The sequence below is a fragment of the Kitasatospora sp. NPDC022856 genome, assembly GCF_055561235.1.
In genome coordinates, this window is sequence record NZ_JBVHHE010000017.1 from 199962 (window position 1) to 221953 (window position 21992).

Consider the following 21992-nt stretch of genomic DNA (forward strand, 5'->3'; position numbering starts at 1 on the left):
CTTACGGAACCCGAACGTGCGCCGGCGCGACCCGTCCGGCCCCGCCCGCAGCTCGTATCCTCGGCGAGGTGAACGAGAGCCCCGCCTTCGGCGGACCACCCGACCCCGCCCGCATCCTGGTGATCGACGACGACCTCACCGTGGCCGAGGTCGTCGCCGGCTACCTCACCCGGGCCGGCCACCGGGTCGACCGGGCGAGCGACGGGAACCAGGGCCTCGACCTGGCGCGCCGGCACCGCCCCGACCTGCTGGTCCTGGACCTCATGCTGCCCGGGATCGACGGCCTCGAACTGCTGCGCAGGCTGCGCGCCACCGAGGCCGGTGCCGACCTGCCGGTGGTCATGCTCACCGCCAAGGGCGACGAGGCGGACCGCATCCTCGGCCTGGAACTGGGCGCGGACGACTACGTCACCAAGCCGTTCAGCCCGCGTGAACTCGTGCTGCGGGTCCAGTCCGTGCTGCGCCGCTCCCGGGCCGCCGCGCCCGCCCTCACGGTCCCCGGACCGCTGGTGTCCGGGGACATCACGCTCGACCCGCAGGCCCGCCGCGCGCACCGCAGGGGGTGTGAACTCCTCCTCACACTCCGGGAGTTCGACCTGCTCGCGTTCCTCCTCCGGCACCCCCGGACGGTTTTCGCCCGGCAGGAGCTGATGCAGCGGGTCTGGGGCTGGGACTTCGGCGACCTGTCCACCGTCACCGTCCACGTCCGCCGGCTGCGCGAGAAGATCGAGGACGACCCCGCCGCACCGACCCTGATCACCACCGTCTGGGGCGTCGGCTACCGCTACGACCCGGTGACGGCGGACGCGCCAGGGGCGACGACGGAACACCGCACGGACCGCAAGGACGGCTCGGAGTGAAGGACCTGCTGCTGATCGCCCTGTTCGCGGGGCTCGGCGCCACCGGTGCCGGTCTGCTCGGCTGGGTGGCGGTGCGACTGCTTCGCCGCCGCTCGATGGCGCTCTCGCTCTTCTGCGTCGCCGTCGTCACCGTCCTCGCGGTCACCTCCGGGACGTTCGCCGTCGCCCAGGCGATGTTCCTCTCCGGACACGACCTCGGGGTGGTGATCACCGTCCTCGGGATGGCCTCCGTGGTCTCACTGCTCACGGCCGCGCTGCTCGGCCGCCAGGTGGTGGCCGGCAGCCGGGCGCTCACCGAAGCCGCCCGCACCGTCGGGAGCGACGCCGGCTTCACCGCGCCGGCGCACCCGCTCGGGCTCGAACTGGCCCAGCTCAGCGAGGAACTCGCCGCCACCAGCGCCCGGCTCGCCGAGTCGCGCGCCCGGGCGCAGGCGCTGGACGCCTCGCGGCGCGAGCTGATCGCCTGGATCTCCCACGACCTGCGCACCCCGCTGGCCGGGCTGCGCGCCATGGCCGAGGCGCTGGAGGACGGCGTGGCCGAAAGGCCGGAGCAGTACCTCAAGCGGATCCGCTCCGAGGTCGAGCGGCTCACCGGGATGGTCGACGACCTCTTCGAACTCTCCCGGATCCAGGCCGGCGCGCTGTCCCTGTCGCTCGCCCGGGTGTCGGTCTACGACCTGGTCGACGACGCGCTGGCCGGCGCCCACCCGCTGGCCCGGCAGCGCGGTGTCCGCCTGGAGGGCCGGCAGGTCGCCGCCGAGCCGGTCGAGGTGGACAGCGGTGAGATCACCCGGGTGCTCGGCAACCTGCTGGTCAACGCGATCCGCTCGACGCCCGAGGACGGTGTGGTCGCCGTCTCCGCCCGCCGCGAGGTGGACGAGGTGGTGCTCTCGGTCACCGACGGCTGCGGCGGCATCCCGGAGCAGGACCTCTCGCGGGTCTTCGAGACCGGCTGGCGCGGCAGCGCCGCCCGCACGCCGCGGCGCGATCGCGGTGAGGGCGGCGAGGGCGGGGACAGCGGCGCCGGGCTGGGGCTGGCCATCGTCCGCGGCATCGTCGAGGCGCATGCCGGCCGGGCCCGGGTGCACAACGTCGCCGGGGGCTGCTGCTTCGAGATCGCGCTCCCGGCGGCGCGCGGCTGACCGCCCGGGCCGGGCCGTTCTCGGGGGCCCCGGACCGGCCCGGTCGGGCCGGTCCGGGGCAGATCCGGGTCAGACCCGGTCAGACCCGCAGGGGCGCCGCCGCGAACTCGGCCATGCCCGCCCGGAACGGCACCCGGGCCCGCCAGCCCAGCTCGGCCCGGAGCCGGGAGGAGTCGGCGGTGATGTGCCGGACGTCCCCGAGCCGGTACTGGCCGGTCACCACCGGCGCCGGGCCGCCGTGGGCGTCGGCCAGCGCCCGGGCCGTCTCGCCGACCGTGCGCACCTCGCCGCTGCCGACGTTGTACGCCCGGGTACTGCCCGGCGGGCGGCCGCCGACGGACCCCAGGGCCGCCAGATTGGCCGCCGCGACATCGTCGACATGGACGAAGTCCCGGCGCTGACCGCCGTCCTCGAAGACCCGGGGAGCCTCGCCCCGGGCGAGCGCGGAACGGAACAGCGAGGCCACCCCGGCGTACGGGGTGTTCCGCGGCATGCCCGGGCCGTAGACGTTGTGGTAGCGCAGCGCCAGCACCGACCCGCCGCTCGCGCGGGCCCAGGCGGCGGCCAGCTGCTCCTGGGCGAGCTTGGTGACGGCGTACACGTTGCGCGGGTCGCCCGGCGCGTCCTCGGTGACCAGGCCCGGCCGCAGCGCGGCGCCGCACACCGGGCACGGCGGTTCGAACCGGCCGGCGTCGAGATCCTCCGGCCGCCGCGGGCCGGGTGCCACCTCGCCGTGCGCCGGACACGTGTACCGGCCCTCGCCGTAGACCACCATCGACCCGGCCAGGACCAGGCTCCGCAGGCCGGCCCGGGCCATCGCGGAGAGCAGGACGGCAGTGCCGAGGTCGTTGCAGCCGACGTACTCGGGCGCGTCGTCGAGGTCGAGGCCGAGACCGACCATCGCCGCCTGGTGGCAGACCGCGTCCACCCCGGCCAGCGCCCGTTCCACCGTCGACGCGTCGCGGACGTCACCGTGGCGGAACTCCACGCCGGCCGGCAGTTCGGGCGCGGCCCCCGACGGATGGACGGCGGGCAGCAACGCGTCCAGCACGCGGACCTCGTGACCCGCCGTGACCAGGGCTCGCGCGACGGCCGAACCGATGAACCCGGCGCCGCCGGTGACCAGAATCCTCATGCCCGGCGACGCTACCGGCCGGTGACGGCCGGGGGAGCGACGCAGGGCATCGCGTCATGCTTCGGTAAGCACCGGCCCGGGCCGTGCACCCGCCACCCGTGCTCCGCCGTGTGCGTCGCGCGGGGCGACGGCCGGCGGGCCGGCGCCGCCCCGGGTCCGGGGCCGTGCGCGCCCGCCCCCGGGCCTGTCGGTCCGGGCCGGGCGGACTCCGCTGGTCCACAATGCTGGCAGTCACCGATGCCGACGGGCGGTGCGCCCGGACGGGGGAGCCCCATGAAGAGCGCCGATCTGCTCGCCGATGCCTTCGGCCGGATCCACGAGGCCGTCCACGACGTGGTGGACGGCCTCACCGCCGAGGAGTTGGCCGAGCGCGTCGACCCGAAGGCCAACTCGATCGTCTGGCTGGTCTGGCACCTGACCCGCATCCAGGACGACCACATCGCCGATGCCGCCGGGACCGAACAGATCTGGACCGCCGACGGCTGGTTCGACCGCTTCGCCCTCGGCTTCCCCGCCGCCGCCACCGGCTACGGTCACCGCGCCCGCGATGTCGCGGCCGTCCGCGTGGACTCCCCGGAGCTGCTCACCGGCTACCACGACGCGGTGCACGAGCGGACGCTGTCCTTCGTCCGCGGTCTGACCGGCCCCGCGCTGGACCGGGTCGTGGACGAGGCCTGGAGCCCGCCCGTGACCCTGGGCGTGCGCCTGGTCAGCGTCATCTCCGACGACCTCCAGCACATCGGCCAGGCGGCCTTCGTCCGCGGCGTGCTCCGGCGGGGCTGACCCCGGGCGGCCGGCGCCAGGCCTCGTCGAAGCGGTCGCCGACCCAGCCGGTGAGGGCGGGCGGCGCAGCGGGACTACCACCGCACCCCGTTCCATCCGCCGGTGCCCCCGATGTCGCCCGAACGGGTCAGCCCGGCGGCGCACGGTGGGTGCGCTCCGGCCGGAGCGCACCCCATTCGCCGGGGCGCTCACGGGGTGGATCCCCAGCGTCCACCGGCGAAGTGCGACAGGGCGACCTCCAGCGCCAGCGGGACCGTCCCGGTCGGTCCCAGGTCCCAGACCCGAATCCAACCATCCCGGTCGGTACGGTACTTCGGTCCGACGAGGCCGGGCCTCGGCAGCACCGCCAGGTGGTACTGGGCCGGAAGGAGGGCTCCCATGCCCGTGGGCGCCGGGGCCTTGCGGACCTGGACCCCGGTCACGTCCTCCCAGCTCAACCGCAGCCGGCGGCCCCGGTTGAGCTCGACCGCGTCCGCGTCGACGCGCAGTTCCGTTCCCACGGCGCGCAGTCCCAGCGCGGCCAGCAGGAGCAGTGCCACCAGGACCGCCAGCACGAGCCGGTCCCGTACCAGGAGGTCCCAGGTCTGGTGCCAGTCGTTGCGGAAGCCGGTGGCCGAGGACAGCGGTGCGACGACCACGAGGTAGGCGACGACCGGCATCACCAGGTCGAAGCCCAGCAGCCGCAGGGCGCGCAGGCTGGTGGCGCTGCTCCGCAGGCGTACCGCACCGGGCCGGGCGGCGGTTCCGGCGGCCCGGTCGGGACTCGCTCCGGCGAGCCGTCGCCGCAGTCCGGCGTGGCGGAACTGGTAGACCCCGCCGACCTGTCGCAGCACGCCCAGCCGGTGCGCGTCCTCCAGGAACCCGATCGTGTCCGTCGGCAGCCGCCGTCGGCACGCCAGGACGAGCCGGGTGGCCGTCCAGCGTCCCCACCGGCTCAGGGCGGCCAGCGCCAGGGCGGAGCAGGACCAGGCGACGGCGAGTGCCGCGACGGCCGGCAGCGGACGTCCGTCGAACCAGCGGAAGAACCCCACGCAGAGTCCCGCGACGACGGGGGCGAGGACCACCGCTCGGGCGGAGGCGATCCGCCGTTCGTCGTCGAGCAGCAGCCGGGGCCGCAGGGCCGTGTCGGAGTCGGCCGGTCGGGTGAGCAGCACGTCGGCGAGCACGGGGAGGAAGAAGGCCGCCAGGATCGCCGGTGCCCCGGACGGGGTGACCGACCCGGCGACGGCCAGGACCGCGGTCACGGCGGGAAGGGCCGGGAGGAACCGGCTACCGGTTCGGACCGGGCGGCGGGGGCGCTCGCCCTGGCCTGGGAAGAGGTGCTTGGCGGTGACCGCTCCGACGACCGTCGCCACCGTGGACAGTCCCGCCGAAGCGGCGAGCGCCTCGGCGGCGGTCGTGAACGGCGCTCCGGTCGAGGACTCGCCGAGGGAGAGCAGGGCGGCGGCCGCGTAGGCCGCGCCCGTTCCGACCAGCGCCACCGCGACCAGGACGACGGCGCCCCAGACGACGGGGCGGGTCGGTGCGGCCAGGATCTGCCACCAGGCGATGTCCTGCGTCCGTCCGCGGTCCAGCAGGCCGGCAAGGAAGCGGAGGTAGCCGAGGGCGCGCTTCTCCCCCCAGGGCCGCACCCCGCCCGGGATGTGACGGGGCGTCGGCCCTCGGGAGAAGACGGCCGGTACGAGTCCTTCGAGGAGGTGGTCCTCGATGTGTGCCCGGGTCGGCAGGCGTCCGGGGTCGAGCAACTCCTCCGGACCGGCCGCACCGCGTGCGTAGACCGTCGAAGCGAGCCAGAGCATGAGGGGGGAGGAGAGGGCCCGGGCGAGGGGGCCGCCGGGATTCCCGAGCAGTTCCGCGAAGACCGGCTGCCACCGTGCGAGCCGTTCCGGATCGCATTCCCGGGCGAGGTAGTCCCGTCCGTCCTGCGGGGTGACCGGGCAGGCCCGGAGCACGGGCATGGCCCGGAGGAATGACTCCTCGGCCGCGGCCGCCTTGAAGGCCTCTGGTCGGGAGAGCAGCACCAGAGGCGATCCGGTGCTCGCCCGGGAGCGCTTCAGCGCGGTCACCACCACGTCGGCCCGGGCCGGCGGCACGAGTTCGTCGAGGCCGTCCAGCAGGGGAACGATCTTCCGGGACTGGACCAGCGCCTCGACGATGCCTGCGGCGGAGCCGGCGGCGAGGTCGCCGTAGTCCTCTGTGACGCGCTGGACGATCCAGTCGTCGAGGCTGTGCTTCTCCGGCTCCCAGCCCGACAGCGAGAGGACGACGGGAACGGCGTCCCCGGGCCCGCGCCGCTCCAGCATCCCCAGGACCAGGAGAACCGCCAAGGAGGACTTCCCCGCTCCACCCGGTCCGGTGACGACCAGTCGGGCCGGCCCCGGCAGCCGGGCGATCAGCTCGTCGAGGCCGAGGCGGTCAGGTCGGACCTCGGTGTGGTCGGCGGTCGGCGCCCACCGGGCCTCCCACCGCACCGCCAGGCGGCCGGGGCCTGTCAGACCGCGGACGTTGGCCTCGTCCTGCCACTGGGCGCCGACCCGCAGGGCTAGCCGGTCGGCCGCGTCGCTCACGGGGTCGCGGGGGTGGATCACGGAGATCCCGATGTTCTTCCCCTGCGCCACGAGCTGCGCCGAGCCCTCGTAGCGGTTGTGCACCGAGTCGGTCATGCCTCCATGGTGTCAGGGCCCGCTCGGCCGCAGGTGATTCCGAAGGACTGCATATACCGTCTATCGACATATCGCGTCGGGCGACTTATGGTTCTCGTGGTGATCGTCAGCCGCGTGGCCCGCGTGGCCCGCGCGTCCTCCGGCCTGCCGTCAACTCCGCGACGGCGAAGAGTCCGTGGGTGACTGACGAGCCGTCATCGGCCGTGGCGCGCGTAGGTGTCACGGACATCCGTTCCGCTGTTCACGGGAGGACCGCAGTGCACCAACGCTCTCGCACGCCCAAGGCGCTCGGCGCCGGCCTGGCCGCCGTTCTGAGCCTCGGCCTCGCCGCACCGGCCGCGCTGGCCGTTCCGGCCGCGCCGGCCGCCGACACCGATCCCGTCCCCACGCTGGTGGACGGCCAGGAGACCGCCACCCCGCAACTGGTCACCGGTCTTCATGAGTCGGCGCCGGGCAGCCCGGCCGACGCCGCCCGGGCCCACCTCGCGGCGCACCCGGAGCGCTACCGGATCGACCCGGGGCAGCTCACCGAGGTCGCCGCCGAGCGCGGCGCCGACGGCCGGAGCACCGTCAGGTTCCAGCAGTACCACGGCGGTGTGCCCGTGCTGGGCGCGCAGTACCTGGTCCACCTGACCGGTGACGGCGCCGGTCAGCGGGTCGAGTCCGTCGGCGGCAAGTACTTCACCGGGCTCACCGCGCCGACGACGGCCACCGTCCCCGCCGCCGTGCTGCGCGACCTGGCGCTCGGCGAGGTCAAGGACCCGGGCGCCCGGGCCGGGGCCACCGTGGAGGACCACGGCGCGGTGGTCGTGCCCGGTGGCACCGGCCGGCTGGCCCGGCACTTCACCGTGCGGGCCGCGGACCCGGCGGGCGGCGGGCAGGCCCGCGAGGTCTACGTGGACGCGAACCTCGGGGTGGTCGCCCTCGTCCACGACTCCCGCTCCTCGGCCCCGGCGGCCACCACGGGTGCCAAGGCCGCCGCGGTCGGCGTCGAGCCCGCCACCGGCACCGCGCCGGACTTCTTCGGCCGCCCGGTCAAGGTGGACATCGGCCGCCTCCCGGACGGGAGTTACCAGTTCAGCGACCTCACCCGGCCCGCCGCCGTCACCACCTACGACGCGGCCGGCGAGGGGGTCGGGCGGGGGCTGCCCACCGACCTCGCCGTGGTCCACGCGCCCGGTCCGGACTTCCCGGCCGCCACCGGCACCGTCGGCGCCACCGACGCGCACGTCAACGCCGGTATCGTCTACGACTTCTACCGCGACCGGCTCGGCCGGGACGGGCTGGACGGCAAGGCCGGCCCGATCGTCTCGGTGGTCAACGCGACCGCGTGGGGCGAGCCGCTCGCCAACGCGTCCTGGGACGGCACCAAGATGGTCTACGGCGGTGGCGACGACAAGTTCCGCCCGTTCTCCGTCGCACTCGACGTGGTCGGCCACGAGATGACCCACGGTGTCGTCGAGAACACCGCCGGGCTGCTGATGGCCGGCCAGACCGGCGCGATGGACGAGGCGCTGGCGGACTACTTCGGCAACGCCATCGAGGTCACCGCCCGGGGCATCCCGATGACCGACCCGAAGGCGGGCCTGCTCGGCGAGAACCTCTGCCGGACCGGTACCCCGGAGGCCTGCGCGGGGAGCCGGCGGCTGGACAACCACCGGACCACCGTCGACGACTACCTCGGCGTGCCGACCGACGTCGACAGCGGCGGGGTGCACCTCAACTCCACCATCTTCAGCGGCGCGCTCTGGGACATCCGGCGCACCCTGGACCCGCTCACCGCCGACCGGGTGGTCTACCGGGCGCTCGCCGCCTACCTCACCCCGCTGGACGACTTCGTCGCGGGACGCAACGCCGTCCTCGCCGCGGGCCAGGACCTCGGGCTCAGCCGGGCCCAACTGCGGACGGTGGCCGGGGCGTTCGACGCCCACGGGATCCGGGCCGGCTGGCAGAGCCGGATCGGCGCGGACAGCCGCACGCTGCTGCGCGGCATCACCGGGACGGGCGCCCCGGCGGTCGCGGCCGGCCGCTGGGTGATGGCCAGCGCCGAGCGGCCCGGTGCCACCGAGGCGCTGTACACGGGCCCGATCACCGGAGGCGGCGGCCCGACCCGGCTCAGCCCGGAGGACGGGCGCGCGCACGGCTACCCCGCCACCGACGGCACGTCCGCCGCGTGGATCTCGCTCGGCGGCCAGGGCCAGGACAGCTGGAAGATGGAGGTGCTGACCCGCTCGCTGGCCGGCGGCCCGGTCCGTACCCTCTACTCCTCCCCGTCGCGGCTCCCCGCCGACGTCCGGGTGTCCGGCGGCGACATCGCGTTCCGGGCGAGCGACCCGAGCGTCAACCTGAACCGGGTGTTCCTCTCCCACGACGGCGGACCGGCGGTGCCGCTGCCGCTGCCCGTCGGCCACGACGTGCTGAGCGTGACGCTCAAGGACGGCGTCCTCGGCTGGACCGAGCGTTGGGTGGGCGACCAGGGAGCCGACGTCTACGCGCCGACCGTCTACTCGATCGCGCTCGGCAAGGTCACCGCCCAGTACGTGGTGCCGGCCTCGAAGGCGAAGGTCGGACCGGCCCTGCTCACGGGCGGGCGGCTGGTCTGGACGGAGACCTCCGGCGACGGCGGCAGGCGCACCTCGATCCGCTCCGGCGCGGTGGACGGCTCCGGGGTGACCGACGTGGTGTCCGGTGACGGGCCGAACGCCCCGTCGAACGGGACCCTCACCGCCTCCGACCGGGCCGTCACCTACCAGGTGGGCACGGACGAGCAGCGGGGCGAGTGGAGCAACGCCGCGCTGCCCAAGCTCTGGCAGGTGCCGCTCGCCGGCGGCACGCCGGAGCGGGTCTCCTGCAACCGCGGCGGCCAGTACCGGCCCGCCGCCGAGCAGGGCACCCGGGTGGTCTGGGTGGACGCCACCGCCGGCCGCAGCGACCTGGTGGTCCGCGACCGGCCGGCCGGCGGTTGCTGATCCTCCGCGCACTCCGTGCCCGGCGGCGGGCCGCACCCTTCGTGCGGGCCCGCCGCCGGGTCGGGTGGTTCCGCCCGCCCGCCCCCGCTCGGCCGGGTGCTCGGTCGGCCGGGCGTCCGGTCACGGCTCGGCCCGGCGGCCGACGAGGTCGGCGAAGTACTGGCGGTCCCGCAGGGTCGGGGGCAGCGGGTGGCCGAGCAGGACGTGCAGGTTGCACGCGGCGAGGGTGTAGGCGTGGAAGAGCAGGTCCGTGGTGGTGTCGGCGCCCAGCTTGCGCAGCACGGTCGGGGTGCCGCTGCTGCGGCGGGCCAGGTCCTGCCAGGCGGCCCGGCTCCGCGGGTCGTCGCCGAGCGCGTCCAGCACCTCCTTGGCGAGGGTGGCGCGCTCCGGCCAGCGGTCCCCGGCGGCGGCGTACGCGTCGGCCACCCGGTACGGGGACTGCGCGATGTGGACCAGCGCGCTCACCGGGGCGCCCTCGGGTGCGGGACGCTCGGACCACCGCACCAGGGTGTTGCGCCGATGGCTGGTGGTGACGTCGTACATCACGCTCTTGATCCGCAGCAGGGCGGCCAGTTCGCCGACCAGCGGGAGCCGTGACCGGGGGAGCGGGCGCCAGGTCATCCCGGCGGAGGCGTTGACCACGACGTTCTCGTCGACCTCGTACTGCGCGGGCGGCCGGTCGGCGCGCCGGGCCCGGTCCGCGAGCGCGGTGAGCCACTGGTCGGCCATGTTGTCGTAGACCCCGCCGTCCGTCAGCACCAGCTCGGCGGCGGTCGCGGCGGGATCGCCGCCGTCCGGACCGGCGGCGGACCCGTTCGGACCGGCGGCGGACCCGTTCGGACCGGCGGCGGACCCGTTCGGACCGGCCGCCGCGTAGTGCCGGGCGGCGGGGAGACGCCGGACGGCGAAGGCGCCCGGCAGGCAGGCCGAGACCTGCACCGCGGTGGACAGCGCGAGGTCGCCCGGGCCGCCGGTGCCGAAGCGGTACCCGTAGGTGAAGGCGGGCGAGAGGTAGAAGTGGTCGCCGCTCTGCAGTTCGGTGGCGCAGAAGACGTGGTCGACCGAGCGCCGCACGTCGCGCAGCCCGGTGGCGACGCCGTCCCGGTTGAACAGCTCGCGCGCCAGGGCCGTGTCCACGACGGCGCTGCGCCGTTCGAAGAACAGCAGCGCACCGGCGGACAGCAGCAGACCGGCCACCAGCAGGAGGCCGGAGAGGAGCCGGACGCCGTCGACCGCCGCGACGACCACCCCGGTGAGCGTGACCGCGGCGGCCGCGCCGCCGAGCACGAACAGCGAGCGCACGTACGCGTTGGTCGACGGGCCCCAGAAGAACAGGCCGGTGTGGGCGCAGTGGCGGATCAACGGGCGGACGCGGTCGGCGAACTCCGTGCCGGGGCCGTCGCGGTAGTCGGTCTCGTGGGCGACCACGCCGTTGGCGACCGAGCCGCCGGACACCGAGGAGATCGCCACCACCTCGCGGTGCCGGCCGACGTCGGCCAGGTAGATGAGGGCTCCGATGCCCCACATGGTGGCGCGGTAGCCGCCACCGGAGAGGGCCACACCGATCTTCGCCATGTCAGACCTCCACGGTCGTGCCCGCCGCCGGAGCTGCCGGGGTCGCCGGGCCTGTCGGGCCTCCCGGGCCTGTCGGGGTCGGCGGGCCCGGCGCGTCCGGCGGGTAGACGGCGGTGTAGCCGAGCGTCCGCTGCCGGTCGGGGTCGGCCCACGGATCCGTCGTCGGGCTGCGGTAGTTGAACACCAGCTCCGGCGGCCCGGGGGTCCGCTCCGGGGTGCCGATCAGGCGCAGCACGGCCGCCCGGTCCGGGTGCTTGAACTTGTCGCCGTTCGTCGAGATCAGGAAGCGGCGGGTGGCGAGCAGCGCCAGCAGCTCGTCCGTGGTGTTGGCGGCGCTGCCGTGGTGCGGCACCTTGAGGGCGTCCACCGCCAGCCGGTCCGCGCCGCGCCCCGGACCTCGCTCCGGACCGCGCTCCGCCAGGAGCCGGGTCAGACCGCGCGCCAGGACGTCGCCGTGGCCGTCGCCGGTGAGCAGGACGCGGTGGTCGCCGACCTCCAGCAGGAACGCGATGCTCGATCCGTTGGGGACCGAGCCGTCCACCCGCTCGCCGCCGAGGAGGTCGTCGGCCAGGCCGCGCAGGTCCTTGCGGCGGGCCAGTCGTTCCAGCGCCTCCCCGGGGCGTCCGGGGGTCACCCCGAGGCCCTTGAGGACCTTGGTCCATTCCTTGCGCAGCGCGAGCAGCTCCGCCCCGCCGGGGGACACCACGGTGACGCGGGCGCCGCCCGGCAGCACGGCCGAGGGCAGCGGCCCGCGGGCCGGGACCCGGACGGCGGGCGCCTCCACCCGGGCCGTGCGGAACGCCGCGTTCCAGGCGAGGTGCTGGCTGCCGATCAGGGCCTGGAGCATCTCGCCCTGGTCCGCGCCGAGCAGGTCGGCGTCCTGGGTGAGCTGCGGCCAGCCGTTGAACCAGACGTCGCCGATCGACAGGCCGAGCGCGGTCCGGTCCTGGAGGAGGCGTACGACGCCTTCGATGTGGTCGGCGTCCACGTGCGTCACCACCAGCACGTCCAGGTGCCGGTCCGGCTTCGGCAGCGCCGAGACGCGGTCGAAGACGGCCCGGTAGGTGGTGTTCGGTCCGCCGTCGACGAGCATCCGGTGGACCTCGCCGCCCGGCCCGGGCCACTCGATCCACAGCGCGTCGCCGTGTGCGGCGGGCAGCAGTTGCACGGTGATCACGGCGTGCCTCCCACAGGGGTTCCGGCCGCGTTCGCGTTCGCGGTCGTGCTGATGGCCGTGCTGCCGGCCGGGCTCTCGACGAGCCAGCGGGCGTCGCCGAAGGCCACGATCGACATGGCGAGGGTGAACCCCCGGGCGAGCAGCAGCCGGCGGATGTCACGCACCAGCTCGCCGATGCTCTTCCCGTCGCTGGCCCGGTCGGCGAGCGTCGCGGCCCCGATGCCCGCCATCACGGCGGCCTGCCGGCCCAGGGTCGGTACGAGGGTCGCGACCACCACGGGGGCGCTCTCCTGGAGGAACTTCGCCGCGACGTTCTGCCAGCGCACCTCGGCCTGCGCCATGGTGCAGCCGAGCAGCATCACGACCGGGCCGGTGCCGCCGTCGTGCCGGTCGGACAGGATGTACCGGCGGTCGATCAGCACGGCGGCGAGCCTGCTCGGCCGGTTCGTCTTGCCGATCTCCAGCACGGCGGTGCTGCCCTCGTCGCTCGCGTTGTGCGGCAGGGCCACCAGCAGGGGCGGGCCCTGGGCCCTGACCACCTGCCGCCAGGCTCGCCAACTCGCCGCCGTGTGCAGCCCGTCGGCGCCGAACGAGGTGCGGAGCATCGCCGCCGTGACCGTGCGGTCCTGCGCCCGGACCTTGTCGCTCGCCGCGAAGAGCACGCTGTCGACCGGCCGCAGCGCCCGGCCGCGCTCCGTGGCGTCCGGCTCGACGATCGTGCCGGTGAGCCGGTCCCGCTCCACCCGCCGCTCGATCTCCATGCGCAGGCCCCAGAACCCGAGTGGGCAGATCGTCCGGCGGCCGGTGCCGTCGGCGCTGCCGGCGCCGCGGCGACAGGAGCAGGTGCCGGCCGCCAGGGCCTCGCGCCAGTGGGCGCAGAGCGTGGCGCCGTCCCGCGGGTAGCCGTAGTCGTAGACGAACTCCACCGGCCACAGTTCGGCCGCCTCGGCGGAGACCACCTGGAGGAAGGTGACGTCCTTCAGGCTCCCCAGGCCGAGCGTCGCCAACTGGTCGAACAGGGTGCTGCCCTGCTGGGCGAGGCCGCGCAGCAGGGCGTCCGGCGGCGGGAGTTCCGTCGCCGGCGCGCCGAGCTGCCGGTCGAGGTCGTCGGTGAGGAGCTGCTGTATCAGGGACCTGAACCGGTCGAGGTCGGCGAGCCGGACGGTGGTGCTCGTCCCGTTCAGGCGGATGTCGGCCCGGTCGTCGCTGTCGATGCGGATGACCGCCGCCCGGCGGTCGCCGGTGCCCGCGGAACCGGCTGTGTCGGTGCTGTCGGTGCTGTCGGTGCTGTCGCTGAGGGAGCTGAACACCTCGCCGTGCACGGTGATCTCCCGACCGGCGACGGGTCGGTCGGCCGCTCCGACCGGGCCGGTCAGCTCCAGCCGCTGCAACAGCCGGTCCCGGTGGTAGACGCGGGCGCCGCAGCGGATCTCCCGCTCGTCCGGCCCCACCGCGACCGGGAACACGGCCTCGCTGGACGCGCCCCGGTCCGGCAGGACGATCGCCTTGGACGTGTGGCGGCTCGCAGTGCTCCGCTCCTCGTAGAACTCGACGACGAGGCGCGCCCCGGTTCCTCGGAACGAGAGCCCCTCCTCGGGGAACTCCTCGGTGGCCGCGTGCCATTCGGGGCTGCCGGGCCCGACACGGAGGTGGATGTCGTGCACGGCGCCGGGCAGGAACGCCTGCCGGCGCGGTTCGCCCGTCGCTCGGACGGCGACGAGCGCCTGGAGGAAGCGGGCATCGGGCCGGCCGGGTGTGGGCCCGGCCCGGCGGGGCACCCGCAGGGCGGGGGTGACGGCGCGCTTGAACCGGCCGCCGAGGTGTCGGAAGGCGCCGGCCCGCGTGACAGGGCGGATCGTCACCCGCTCCGCCGGTGCGGGCAGCGAGGGTGGTGAGATGTTGTCTGCCTGGTGAACCGCCTCGCTGGCTCCCCCGGGCCCGGCCGGGTACGGCAGTGCGTCGGACAGCGCGCGGCGCTCGACCAGCCCGGGGCGGGCCACCGTCAGCCAGGAGCCCGCCCGGGCCGCCGCCTCGTCCAGCGGGCGGTCGTCGAGCAGCCCGTGGACCAGCAGGCGGAGCCAGTCGGCGGCACCGGTCCCGGCGAGGTCGGCGACGATCCAGCCGGAGGCCCCGAGACCGCGCGCCGTGCCGTCGAGCCGGGCCAGGTCGGCTCGCCCGGGCGGCTGCGGGGCGCACCACAGCACGCAGGTGGCGCCAACGCCGTCGCGGTGCTGCTCCAGCAGGGCGAGCCCGGTCGCACCGGAGACCACCAGGAGGTCGTCCGGCTCACCGGGGGTGGAGGTGTCCGCGATTCTCGGATCGGAGCGCAGGCCGTCGAAGAGTTCCCCGGCCGGGTCGGCCCCTACGGCGCCGACCCGTAGCGGCCGGTGCCAGGGCGGATCCGGTGCCAGGCTCACGTCCGCGACGTATACCGCGCCGACGGCGGGGCACAGGGCGGATAACCGCTCGACGAGCGGGCGCCGCTGGCTGGGCGGTACGTCGTGCAGGGCCAGTCGGACGGGGGCGGTGCCCGCGACGGCCTCGTCCCAGGCGCGGGTCAGCTCGTCCTGGAGCCCGGTGTCCCCGGCGATCCGGATGCGGATCCCAGGCGGCAGCCGCCACGCCCACGGCTCCCGCTCCGGCACGTCGAGCGCCGCGAGTGCTCCGCCGGTCGGGCCCGCACCCTCCCCACCCATCAGACCCGCGGCCGCCAGGGCCGCCGGCGCGATGGAGAGGATCTGGCTCAGCTCAGCCATGGGAGACCTCGTCACCGGCTCCGCCAGGAGGCCACCCACGACCAGGTCGGTCTCCCGACCCTTCCACTCTGCCACAGAAGGGGTGGCCCCCGGGGGGTACCGTCCGCGGGCAAGGACTGCGGTCTCAAACGTTGAACCGTCGAGCAGTTGACTCTCCGGCGGCGCGCGTCAGGTGCGCGGCAGTGATCCCACAGCGGCGAGGAACTCGGGGAGCGAGCCGTCGTGGCCGGGCAGAAGCTCGGCCGCCGTCCGCCAGAAACCGGGGCCCGCCGCTTCGGCGGCCCGCCCGACCAGTTCGGCGCAGCGAGTGGCCCAGGCGTCGCGTCCGGGTGCCCGCCGGGGGAGGTGGTGGCCGTGGCGCAGGGCTTCCCGGGCGGGCCGGATCGCGGCGAGCAGTTCGCGGTCGTCGAGCACCGCCGCCCGGCGGACGCGTTCGATCAGGTCCGACGCGGTGGAGGTCGTCCGCAGGTCGGCGAGTGCGGCCCGGGCGGTCGCGGGCCCGTGCGGGGCCAGTCGGGTCAGCCGCTCGCGGGGCAGGGCACGGGCCAGTTCGTCGGGGAACCCGGCGCGGTCGGCTAGCACGCACAGCACCGGCTCGGGCAGCGGGATCCGCGCGTGGGCCCGCACCAGCTCCGCCCACGGCGGGCCGTCGCAGGCGTGGCGGCTGCCGTCCAGCACCGCCTGTGCCTCGACCGGCCCGGCGCACCGCCGTAGCCGGGCCGGCAGGTCCGCGGCGGGTGGCTCCGGCGGCCGGCGCTCGGCCAGGAGGCGGCGCAACTCGGCGTCCGTGTGGGCGAGATGGTCGATGAACTGGTCCAGCCGGTCGTCCAGGCCGTGGAGCCAGGCCCGGATCGCGGTCGCGTCCCCGTTGCCGTACACGCCCAGGGCCCAGCGGGCGAAGAGTGCCCGGGGCGGCACTCCCGCCCGGTGGAACCGGTCGAGGACGGTCCGGGCGAAGTACTCCCTGGTCCGGAGCCGGCGCAACGGGTGCTCGGCCATCGCGGCCAGTTCGTCGTCGCCGAGCCGCCCGACCAGCGCGGCCAGCACCTCCGGCGGCGCCTGCACGAGAACCCGCAGGTCGGGCCGCCCGGCGGCACCGGCTGCCGGGCGGCCGAGGCCCCGGAGCAGGCCGCGCAGGCTGCCGCGGTGGCCGGGGAACCGCTCCGCGGCGGTGCGCCAGGCCCGGGGATCGGCGCCGGTCCCGGCCCGCAGCGCCACGCCGACGGCCTCCCAGAAGCCGTGGACCTGCCGGTGGTTGTGGTCATAGCCGTCGACGGCCGCGACCAGCAGGTCGACCCTCGGGGTGGCGTGCAGCAGGTCGGCCGCGTTCTCCCCGGTCAGCACGTGGCGCAGCAGTGACGGCCGCAGCTCGCCGATCCGGGCGAGCCCCGGTCGCCAGGCCCAGGGCGGCAGTTCCTGCTGCCGGGCCACCAGACGGTTCGCCACCGCCGGCTCCCAGGGGGTGAGCAGCTCGGCGGTGAACGCGTCGGGGCAGTCCCGGCGCGCGATCAGGGCGCGCCGCTGGCGCCGCTCGAACGGCTCCCGGCGATGGGCGGCGGCGAGCGCCGGCCAGTCCACGGGGGCGGCGGCCAATACCGCGTCGCACTCCAGCACCGACCGGGCCGCGCGCAGCCCCGCCGTCGGACCGCCCGTCCCGGAGGCCACCGGGCCGCTGTCGGTACGGGCCGGACGGTGGCCCGGCCCCCGCACCCGCGCGGCCTCGGCGGCCACGTGCTCGGCGCCGCCCAGCTCGGCGATCGCCCGGCGGTGCGCCTCCGGTGGCAGCAACGAGGCGACCCAGCCCAGCAGTTGTACCGCCTGCGCGGCGCGCCACCGCTCCTTTCCGTCGCCCACCGACCCCACCGTCCTACGCCCCCGCCCCGCCCCGGGGCACGGGCCACTCTGACACAGCGGCCCGGGCCCGTGCGTCCCGGCGGTGCCGGTGGCCCGACGGCGTGCTGCCGCCCCGGAGTGGGGAGTCGGCCGGTCCGACGTCCCACTCCACGGCGTACGGCGCGTCAGCGGTGGACGCCCCAGGAGAGGGTGTCGGTCAGGGTGGCCCGGAGCTTGGGGTCGATCACGGCCGTCGTCGGGTCGGTGGCGACGGCGGAGAGCCGGTGGCGCAGGCCCTTCGGGCCGAAGAGGGGCAGGTCGGCGAGGGTGACCGCGGTGCGGTCGCGCCAGGTGATCAGCTCGAAGCCGTCGAGGTACCAGCGCAGCCGGGTGCCGGGGGCGGGCAGCTCGACGGCGAGCCGGTCGGCGGGGGTGAGCGGGGTGGTGGTGGGGGTGGGGCTGCTGAGGGTGGTCGCGTAGCGGTAGAACCCGGCGATCATGGCCTCGCGGCCGGGGAGGTTGAACTCGCGGCCGAGCGATCGCATGATCGAGTTGTCGGTGGGCCGGTAGAGGCCGGTCGGGTAGTAGCCGCCGCCCTCGTACGCGCCGACGGTGCCGCCGTCGGGGGAGGTCCGGCCGAGCCAGCGGTACCACTTGGCGCGGGTGCGGCGCAGCTGGTCGGCGGTCAGCGTGGTGATGTTGGCCTCGGTGGGTTCGTCGCCCTCGTAGCTGCCCTGGCCCTCGTAGGAGTACTCGTCGGCGAGGAGGCCCAGGGAGTGGCCGGTCTCGTGCACGGCCACCTGCCCGGAGCGGTCGTTGCCGCCCGAGACCGTGGCGATGCCGGAGTACCCGAGCGGGGAGACCACGTCGTTGTAGCCGGCGCCGCCGTACTTGGCGCTGTTGGCGACCACGAGGACGAGGTCCGCCTTCGGCGCCTTGGCGGCGTAGCGGTCGACGGCGGCCGTGTCGACGCAGAGCAGGCGTTCGACGTCCTCGCACCAGAAGTAGGAGCCGAGGGCGGTCTGCCGCACGGTGGCCCGGTCCGGGTCGCCCGTGATGCCGGACTCGGTGGAGACGGCCTGCACGGCCCAGACGTTGAAGAGTGAGCGGTAGGTCGTGTAGGGCTCGACGCCGGTGATCTCCTGCCACTTGGTGGCGGCGTCGGCGAGGAACTTCTGCTGTTCGGCGGCCGTGTAGCCGTCACCGATCACCACCACGTCGAGCTTGCTGTCGGTGCTGCCGTTGCTGACCAGCGGGGTGACGGTGCCGTCGCCCGCCGGGGGCCCGGCCAGCGACGGCGGGGCGACGAACGGCGAGGCGGCGGGCACCTGGGCGCGGCTGATGCTGCCGTCCTCGGCGAACGCCTCGACCTGGTGGGCGCCGGTTCGCGCGCCGGTCACGGGCGCGCCGGTCGCCGGCGGGGTGGCCGGGGCGGCGGTGGCCGGGACGGCCCAGGAGCAGAGGGCTGCCAGGGCCGTGACGCCGGCCAGGGCGGTGGTGGCGAGCCTGCGGTGACGCACGGGGACCTCCGGGAGGGGCGGGGGTGGGCGGGGCGGGGGCGGTGCTGGGGCACGGTGCGGCGGAACGCCGGCGGGGGTGCTTAAGTGTCGAGATAATCGGACTGAAACAGGGAGTTAATCTAAGACACTGTCACGTCCACGACAATAGGGCGGGACGAGAACGGGCCGACACCCGACGGAAAGGGCGCACATGACCTCGGAACAGGACCCGGCCGACATCGGCCGACGCGTCCGACAACTGCGCAGGGAACGGCACTTGACGCAGCGCATGCTCGCCGAACCCGCCTACACCGCCGCCTACGTCTCCACCGTCGAGGCCGGCCGGGTACACCCCTCGGAGGCGGCGCTGCGCCACCTGGCCGAGCGCCTCGGCGTCACCTTCGACGAACTCGCCACCGGCCGGCCGGCCCACCTGGCCACCGAGCTGGGCATCGCCCTGGCGGACGCCCAGAGCGCCCTGGCCGACGGCGACACCGCCGAGGCGGCCCGCCGCTTCACCGCCGTCCGGGACCGCGCCGACCACTACGGCGTCGAGTCCGTCCGCCCCGCCGCCCTGCTCGGCCTCGGCGACTGCGCACTGGAGGCCGGCCGCCTCGACGACGCCAGGGAGCACTTCGAGCAGGCCGAGCGCCTCCTGGCCGACGAGCCGCTGCCGCGCCGCGCCGCCGCGATCCGCGGCCGGGCCGTCGCCCACCTGCTGGCCGGCGAACTGCGGTACGCCTGCTACCTGCTGGAGACCGCCATCGACGGGCTCAACGCCGGCGGCCTGCACGACCCCGACGCGCTGCTCCTGCTGTACTCGGCCGCCATCGGCCCCTACATGGACATGGGCGCCCACGCCCGCGCCGCCCAGGCCGCCGAGCTCGCCCTCGCGCTGGCCCCCGACGCCACCGACCCCGCACTGGTCGCCGGGCTGCACCGCAGCGTGGCCCGCACCCTGATCGCCGACGGCCGGGCGGCCGAGGCCGACGCCTCCCTCGCCAAGGCGCAGGCGCTCTACCAGCGCCTGCGCCTCACCTCCGACCTGGCCAAGTGCCACTGGATGCGCGGCTACGTGCACGCCCAGGCCGGCGACCTGGCCCGCGCGGAGGACGAACTGCGCACCGCCCGCGCCATGCTGGCCTCCCGGCAGGCGGAGCTGTTCACGCACCAGGTGGACGTCGAACTCGCCGACGTCCTGCGCCGCCGCGGCCGGCACGAGCAGGCCGACGACCTGCTGCGCAGCCTCCTCGACCGGATCGGCCCGGACCGTGGCACCGTCCACGCCGCCGGGGCGCACCGGCTGCTCGGACTCATCGCCGAGGACCGGGACGACCCGGGCACCGCCGAGCGGCACTACGTCGATGCCCTCGCCCTGCTCGAACGAGCGGGCGCGGCGGGCGACCTCGCCGACCTCTGCCGCCTCCTGGGCGACCTGCTGCGCCGCACCGGCCGGGTGGAGCGCGCCCTGGACGTCTACCGGACCGGCCTCGGCCACCGCGCCGCCCCGGGCACCACGACCCTCGGCCCGGCCCCGGCCGCGCCGCCGATCCCGACGACGGCCGGCCCGGCCCCGGCGGGCCCGACGACGACCGGCCCGGCTACGACCGGCCCGGCTACGACGGGCGGGTAGGCGGCCGAGGGGCGGACGGGCAGGCGGGCGATCCTCCGGGCGTCGGGTGCGCCCCGTCAGTCGCTGAAGTCGCTCGGGCGGACGCGGTAGACCTGGAGGTTCAGCCCGTAGTACTTACCGGTCTCGCCGACCCACTCCATGCCGAGCCGCTTCGCCATCGCGATGGCGCGGGTGTTGTTCGGCCGGGCGACGGCGAACAGTTCCTCGGCCTCCTGCGTGAACGCCCAGGCGATCAGGGCGCGGCCGGCCTCGGTGGCGTAGCCCTTGCCCCAGGCGTCGGGGGCGAGCTGCCAGTTCATCTCCAGGTCGTCCTCGAACGGCGGCAGCAGCCGGATGCCGAGACCGCCGACGACGGCCCCGTCCTCCTTGCGCTGCACGGCCCACCGGCCCCGAGGGGGCGGCAGGTTCGGCTGCGCCTCCTGCCAGGCCTGCAGTACCGACCGCATCGCCGCCACATCGGCGACGCGGTCCATCGCCGGAGTCAGCCAGTGGGCGACGTCCGGCGAGCCGTAGATCGCCAGAGCGGCCTCGGCGTCGTCCGGGGACCAGTCCCGGATGATCAGCCGGTCGGTGGTCAGCGAGATGTCCATGGGCCGGAACCTCCTCGCGCTTCCTGAAGCACATCATCCCCCCGCCCGCCGGTGTGTGCGCGAGGAGCCCGTGCTGGCCGGGACGAGGAGCCCGCGGCGGCCCCGTAGGCGGCGGCCGCCCTGGTCGCGGGGGAGGCGCGGCGAGGGAGAACCGCCTGCCCGTGCCCGGACCCCCGGGCCGGTTCGGTTCGGGCGGATTCGGTGGCTGCCGGGTCACCTGGGGCGGGGCGGGGCGGGGCAGGCCGGGTGGGGGCCGCCGAGGTCCCGAGGGGGAGACATGGCGCATCTCGATCGAGCTGCCGGTCGGTGCGGCGGACGGCCGGTCGGACATCGAAGGTCGAGATCGAGCGGGCTGCGGCGGGCCTGGTGCAGGTCGCCCGGCCGGGACAGGTGATGGCTCGTGCCACCCGGTCCCCGGGCGAGCTGCTGGCCGGGTGCGGCCGGTGGCGCAGGACTTCGTCGACGGGTTCCGGCGCATGGCCCACGCGCCGGGCGAGATCGGCATCGAGTTCGGACTGTCGCTCTCCGCCGAGGCGGGGGTGTCGAGCCGGCGGCGGAGCCCGCGCCGTGACCGGGCCGGGCACCGGGCCCGTCGGGGAGACGGGGACGGGGATCGGGGCGAAGGCGCTGGACGCTGCGGGTGCGCGACGCGCTGGCCCGACCGGTCGGGGTGTGGGCTCCCTGGTCACCCCCGAGCCGGCGCTCACCTGTGCGCACGTGGCCTCGGCGGCGCTCGCCGGTCAGGGCGTGGAGGCGGGTGTCGGGCCCCGGGTCTTCGTGGACCTGCCGCTGCTGCCCAGGTCACCGGCGGGGCCCGGACCGCCCGGGTCGCCCAGGTGGGACGGGTCGGCCGGGTCGCGCGGCCCGGACGGTTCGCCCGGGCCGGACGTGCCCGAAGTCGCCTACCGGGACCCGTGCTCCGGTCGCCGGCCGGCGGAGCGTACGTCGGTGGGCGCTATTCGGCGGGGATGCCGCGGAGGAGGAAGGGGAGGTGGGCGCCGCGGGCGAGGGCGTCGAGGGCTTGGGTGACGCGGTGGTGCTGGTCGGGGTCCATGGTGTCGGCGAGGTGGTCGGGGTGGATGAAGTGGAGGCCGGTGATGTGGTGCGGGGGTCGGTGGTGGGTGGTGGTGGCTTGTTGGGCGCGGGTGAGGCGGCCGCCCCAGTAGACGAAGTCGATGGCTTCGGGGAGGAGTCGGGCGTCGGTGTAGTCGGTGGCGAGGATGCTGCGCAGGGGGAGGACGAGGCCGGTTTCGGTCTCGGTGTGACGGCGGGCGGCGAGGTGGGGGAGTTCGTTGCGTTCGGCGCTGCCGCCGGGGAGGGTGAGGCCGTTCTGGTGGGTGGTGGCGACGAGGAGGACGGCGCCGTCGGGGTCGAGGG

At 75.6% G+C, this 21992-nt stretch carries 14 protein-coding genes and 1 pseudogene; 6 read left to right on the forward strand and 9 right to left on the reverse strand.

The window, feature by feature from the left end:
- The first annotated feature begins 68 nt into the window (after positions 1–68).
- Both ACZ34W_RS23160 and ACZ34W_RS23165 read left to right on the forward strand, forming a co-directional pair.
- On the forward strand, positions 69–860 hold the full coding sequence (locus ACZ34W_RS23160) for a response regulator transcription factor (protein WP_465606660.1): 792 nt from the start codon (positions 69–71) through the stop codon (positions 858–860).
- Positions 857–2002: a sensor histidine kinase gene (locus tag ACZ34W_RS23165; RefSeq protein WP_465606662.1), complete on the forward strand. Its 1146-nt coding sequence runs from the start codon at positions 857–859 to the stop codon at positions 2000–2002. The genes ACZ34W_RS23160 and ACZ34W_RS23165 overlap by 4 nt, the downstream gene beginning before the upstream one ends.
- Positions 2003–2081: 79 nt before the next feature.
- On the opposite strand, the gene ACZ34W_RS23170 is transcribed toward ACZ34W_RS23165, so the two are convergent.
- Complete coding sequence (locus ACZ34W_RS23170) at positions 2082–3137, reverse strand: NAD-dependent epimerase/dehydratase family protein (protein ID WP_465606664.1); 1056 nt, start codon at positions 3135–3137, stop codon at positions 2082–2084.
- 273 nt (positions 3138–3410) lie between these two features.
- Between ACZ34W_RS23170 and ACZ34W_RS23175 the strand changes: the two genes are divergently transcribed.
- Complete coding sequence (locus ACZ34W_RS23175) at positions 3411–3920, forward strand: mycothiol transferase (protein WP_329485850.1); 510 nt, start codon at positions 3411–3413, stop codon at positions 3918–3920.
- Between the two features lie 188 nt (positions 3921–4108).
- Here ACZ34W_RS23175 and ACZ34W_RS23180 read toward each other — a convergent pair whose 3' ends face one another.
- Positions 4109–6583: an NACHT domain-containing protein gene (locus tag ACZ34W_RS23180; RefSeq protein WP_465606667.1), complete on the reverse strand. Its 2475-nt coding sequence runs from the start codon at positions 6581–6583 to the stop codon at positions 4109–4111.
- Between the two features lie 257 nt (positions 6584–6840).
- Here ACZ34W_RS23180 and ACZ34W_RS23185 point away from each other — a divergent pair, with 257 nt between their 5' ends.
- A complete protein-coding gene (locus ACZ34W_RS23185; protein ID WP_465606669.1) occupies positions 6841–9552 on the forward strand; it encodes a M4 family metallopeptidase in 2712 nt (903 codons plus the stop codon).
- Between the two features lie 120 nt (positions 9553–9672).
- Here the strand turns inward: ACZ34W_RS23185 and ACZ34W_RS23190 are convergent, their stop codons facing one another.
- The 5 genes from ACZ34W_RS23190 to ACZ34W_RS23210 all read right to left on the reverse strand — a co-directional run bounded on the left by ACZ34W_RS23190 (position 9673) and on the right by ACZ34W_RS23210 (position 18413).
- On the reverse strand, positions 9673–11127 hold the full coding sequence (locus ACZ34W_RS23190) for a hypothetical protein (RefSeq protein ID WP_465606671.1): 1455 nt from the start codon (positions 11125–11127) through the stop codon (positions 9673–9675).
- Position 11128: 1 nt separating this feature from the next.
- Positions 11129–12304 (reverse strand): ComEC/Rec2 family competence protein, encoded by a 1176-nt coding sequence (locus tag ACZ34W_RS23195; RefSeq protein ID WP_465606673.1) that lies wholly within the window; start codon positions 12302–12304, stop codon positions 11129–11131.
- Entirely contained in the window at positions 12301–15060 is a 2760-nt protein-coding gene (locus ACZ34W_RS23200; RefSeq protein ID WP_465606675.1) for a hypothetical protein, read from the reverse strand. The genes ACZ34W_RS23195 and ACZ34W_RS23200 overlap by 4 nt, the downstream gene beginning before the upstream one ends.
- Positions 15061–15228: 168 nt before the next feature.
- Positions 15229–16914, reverse strand: a complete 1686-nt coding sequence (locus ACZ34W_RS23205) for a hypothetical protein (protein ID WP_465606677.1) — start codon at positions 16912–16914, stop codon at positions 15229–15231.
- Positions 16915–17078: 164 nt separating this feature from the next.
- On the reverse strand, positions 17079–18413 hold the full coding sequence (locus ACZ34W_RS23210) for a M64 family metallopeptidase (protein WP_465606679.1): 1335 nt from the start codon (positions 18411–18413) through the stop codon (positions 17079–17081).
- Positions 18414–18603: 190 nt separating this feature from the next.
- On the opposite strand from ACZ34W_RS23210, the gene ACZ34W_RS23215 reads away from it, so the two are divergent.
- Positions 18604–20025, forward strand: coding sequence for a tetratricopeptide repeat protein (locus ACZ34W_RS23215; protein ID WP_465606681.1), 1422 nt, complete (start codon positions 18604–18606; stop codon positions 20023–20025).
- 56 nt (positions 20026–20081) lie between these two features.
- On the opposite strand, the gene ACZ34W_RS23220 is transcribed toward ACZ34W_RS23215, so the two are convergent.
- Positions 20082–20615 (reverse strand): GNAT family N-acetyltransferase, encoded by a 534-nt coding sequence (locus tag ACZ34W_RS23220; protein ID WP_329485841.1) that lies wholly within the window; start codon positions 20613–20615, stop codon positions 20082–20084.
- 161 nt (positions 20616–20776) lie between these two features.
- Between ACZ34W_RS23220 and ACZ34W_RS23225 the strand changes: the two are divergent.
- A pseudogene (locus ACZ34W_RS23225) lies at positions 20777–21145 on the forward strand (hypothetical protein); the annotation flags it as partial.
- A gap of 425 nt (positions 21146–21570) precedes the next feature.
- Here ACZ34W_RS23225 and ACZ34W_RS23230 read toward each other — a convergent pair.
- On the reverse strand, positions 21571–21992 hold a 422-nt coding region (locus ACZ34W_RS23230; protein WP_465606684.1), incomplete at its 5' end, for an NUDIX domain-containing protein.

Excerpts from the sequence above, each read along its gene's own strand:
- ACZ34W_RS23170 (WP_465606664.1), bottom strand. The coding sequence starts at position 3,137 with ATGAGGATTCTGGTCACCGGCGGCGCCGGGTTCATCGGTTCGGCCGTC.
- ACZ34W_RS23175 (WP_329485850.1), top strand. The coding sequence starts at position 3,411 with ATGAAGAGCGCCGATCTGCTCGCCGATGCCTTCGGCCGGATCCACGAG.
- ACZ34W_RS23180 (WP_465606667.1), bottom strand. The coding sequence starts at position 6,583 with ATGACCGACTCGGTGCACAACCGCTACGAGGGCTCGGCGCAGCTCGTG.
- ACZ34W_RS23190 (WP_465606671.1), bottom strand. The coding sequence starts at position 11,127 with ATGGCGAAGATCGGTGTGGCCCTCTCCGGTGGCGGCTACCGCGCCACC.
- ACZ34W_RS23200 (WP_465606675.1), bottom strand. The coding sequence starts at position 15,060 with ATGGCTGAGCTGAGCCAGATCCTCTCCATCGCGCCGGCGGCCCTGGCG.
- ACZ34W_RS23215 (WP_465606681.1), top strand. The coding sequence starts at position 18,604 with ATGACCTCGGAACAGGACCCGGCCGACATCGGCCGACGCGTCCGACAA.
- ACZ34W_RS23220 (WP_329485841.1), bottom strand. The coding sequence starts at position 20,615 with ATGGACATCTCGCTGACCACCGACCGGCTGATCATCCGGGACTGGTCC.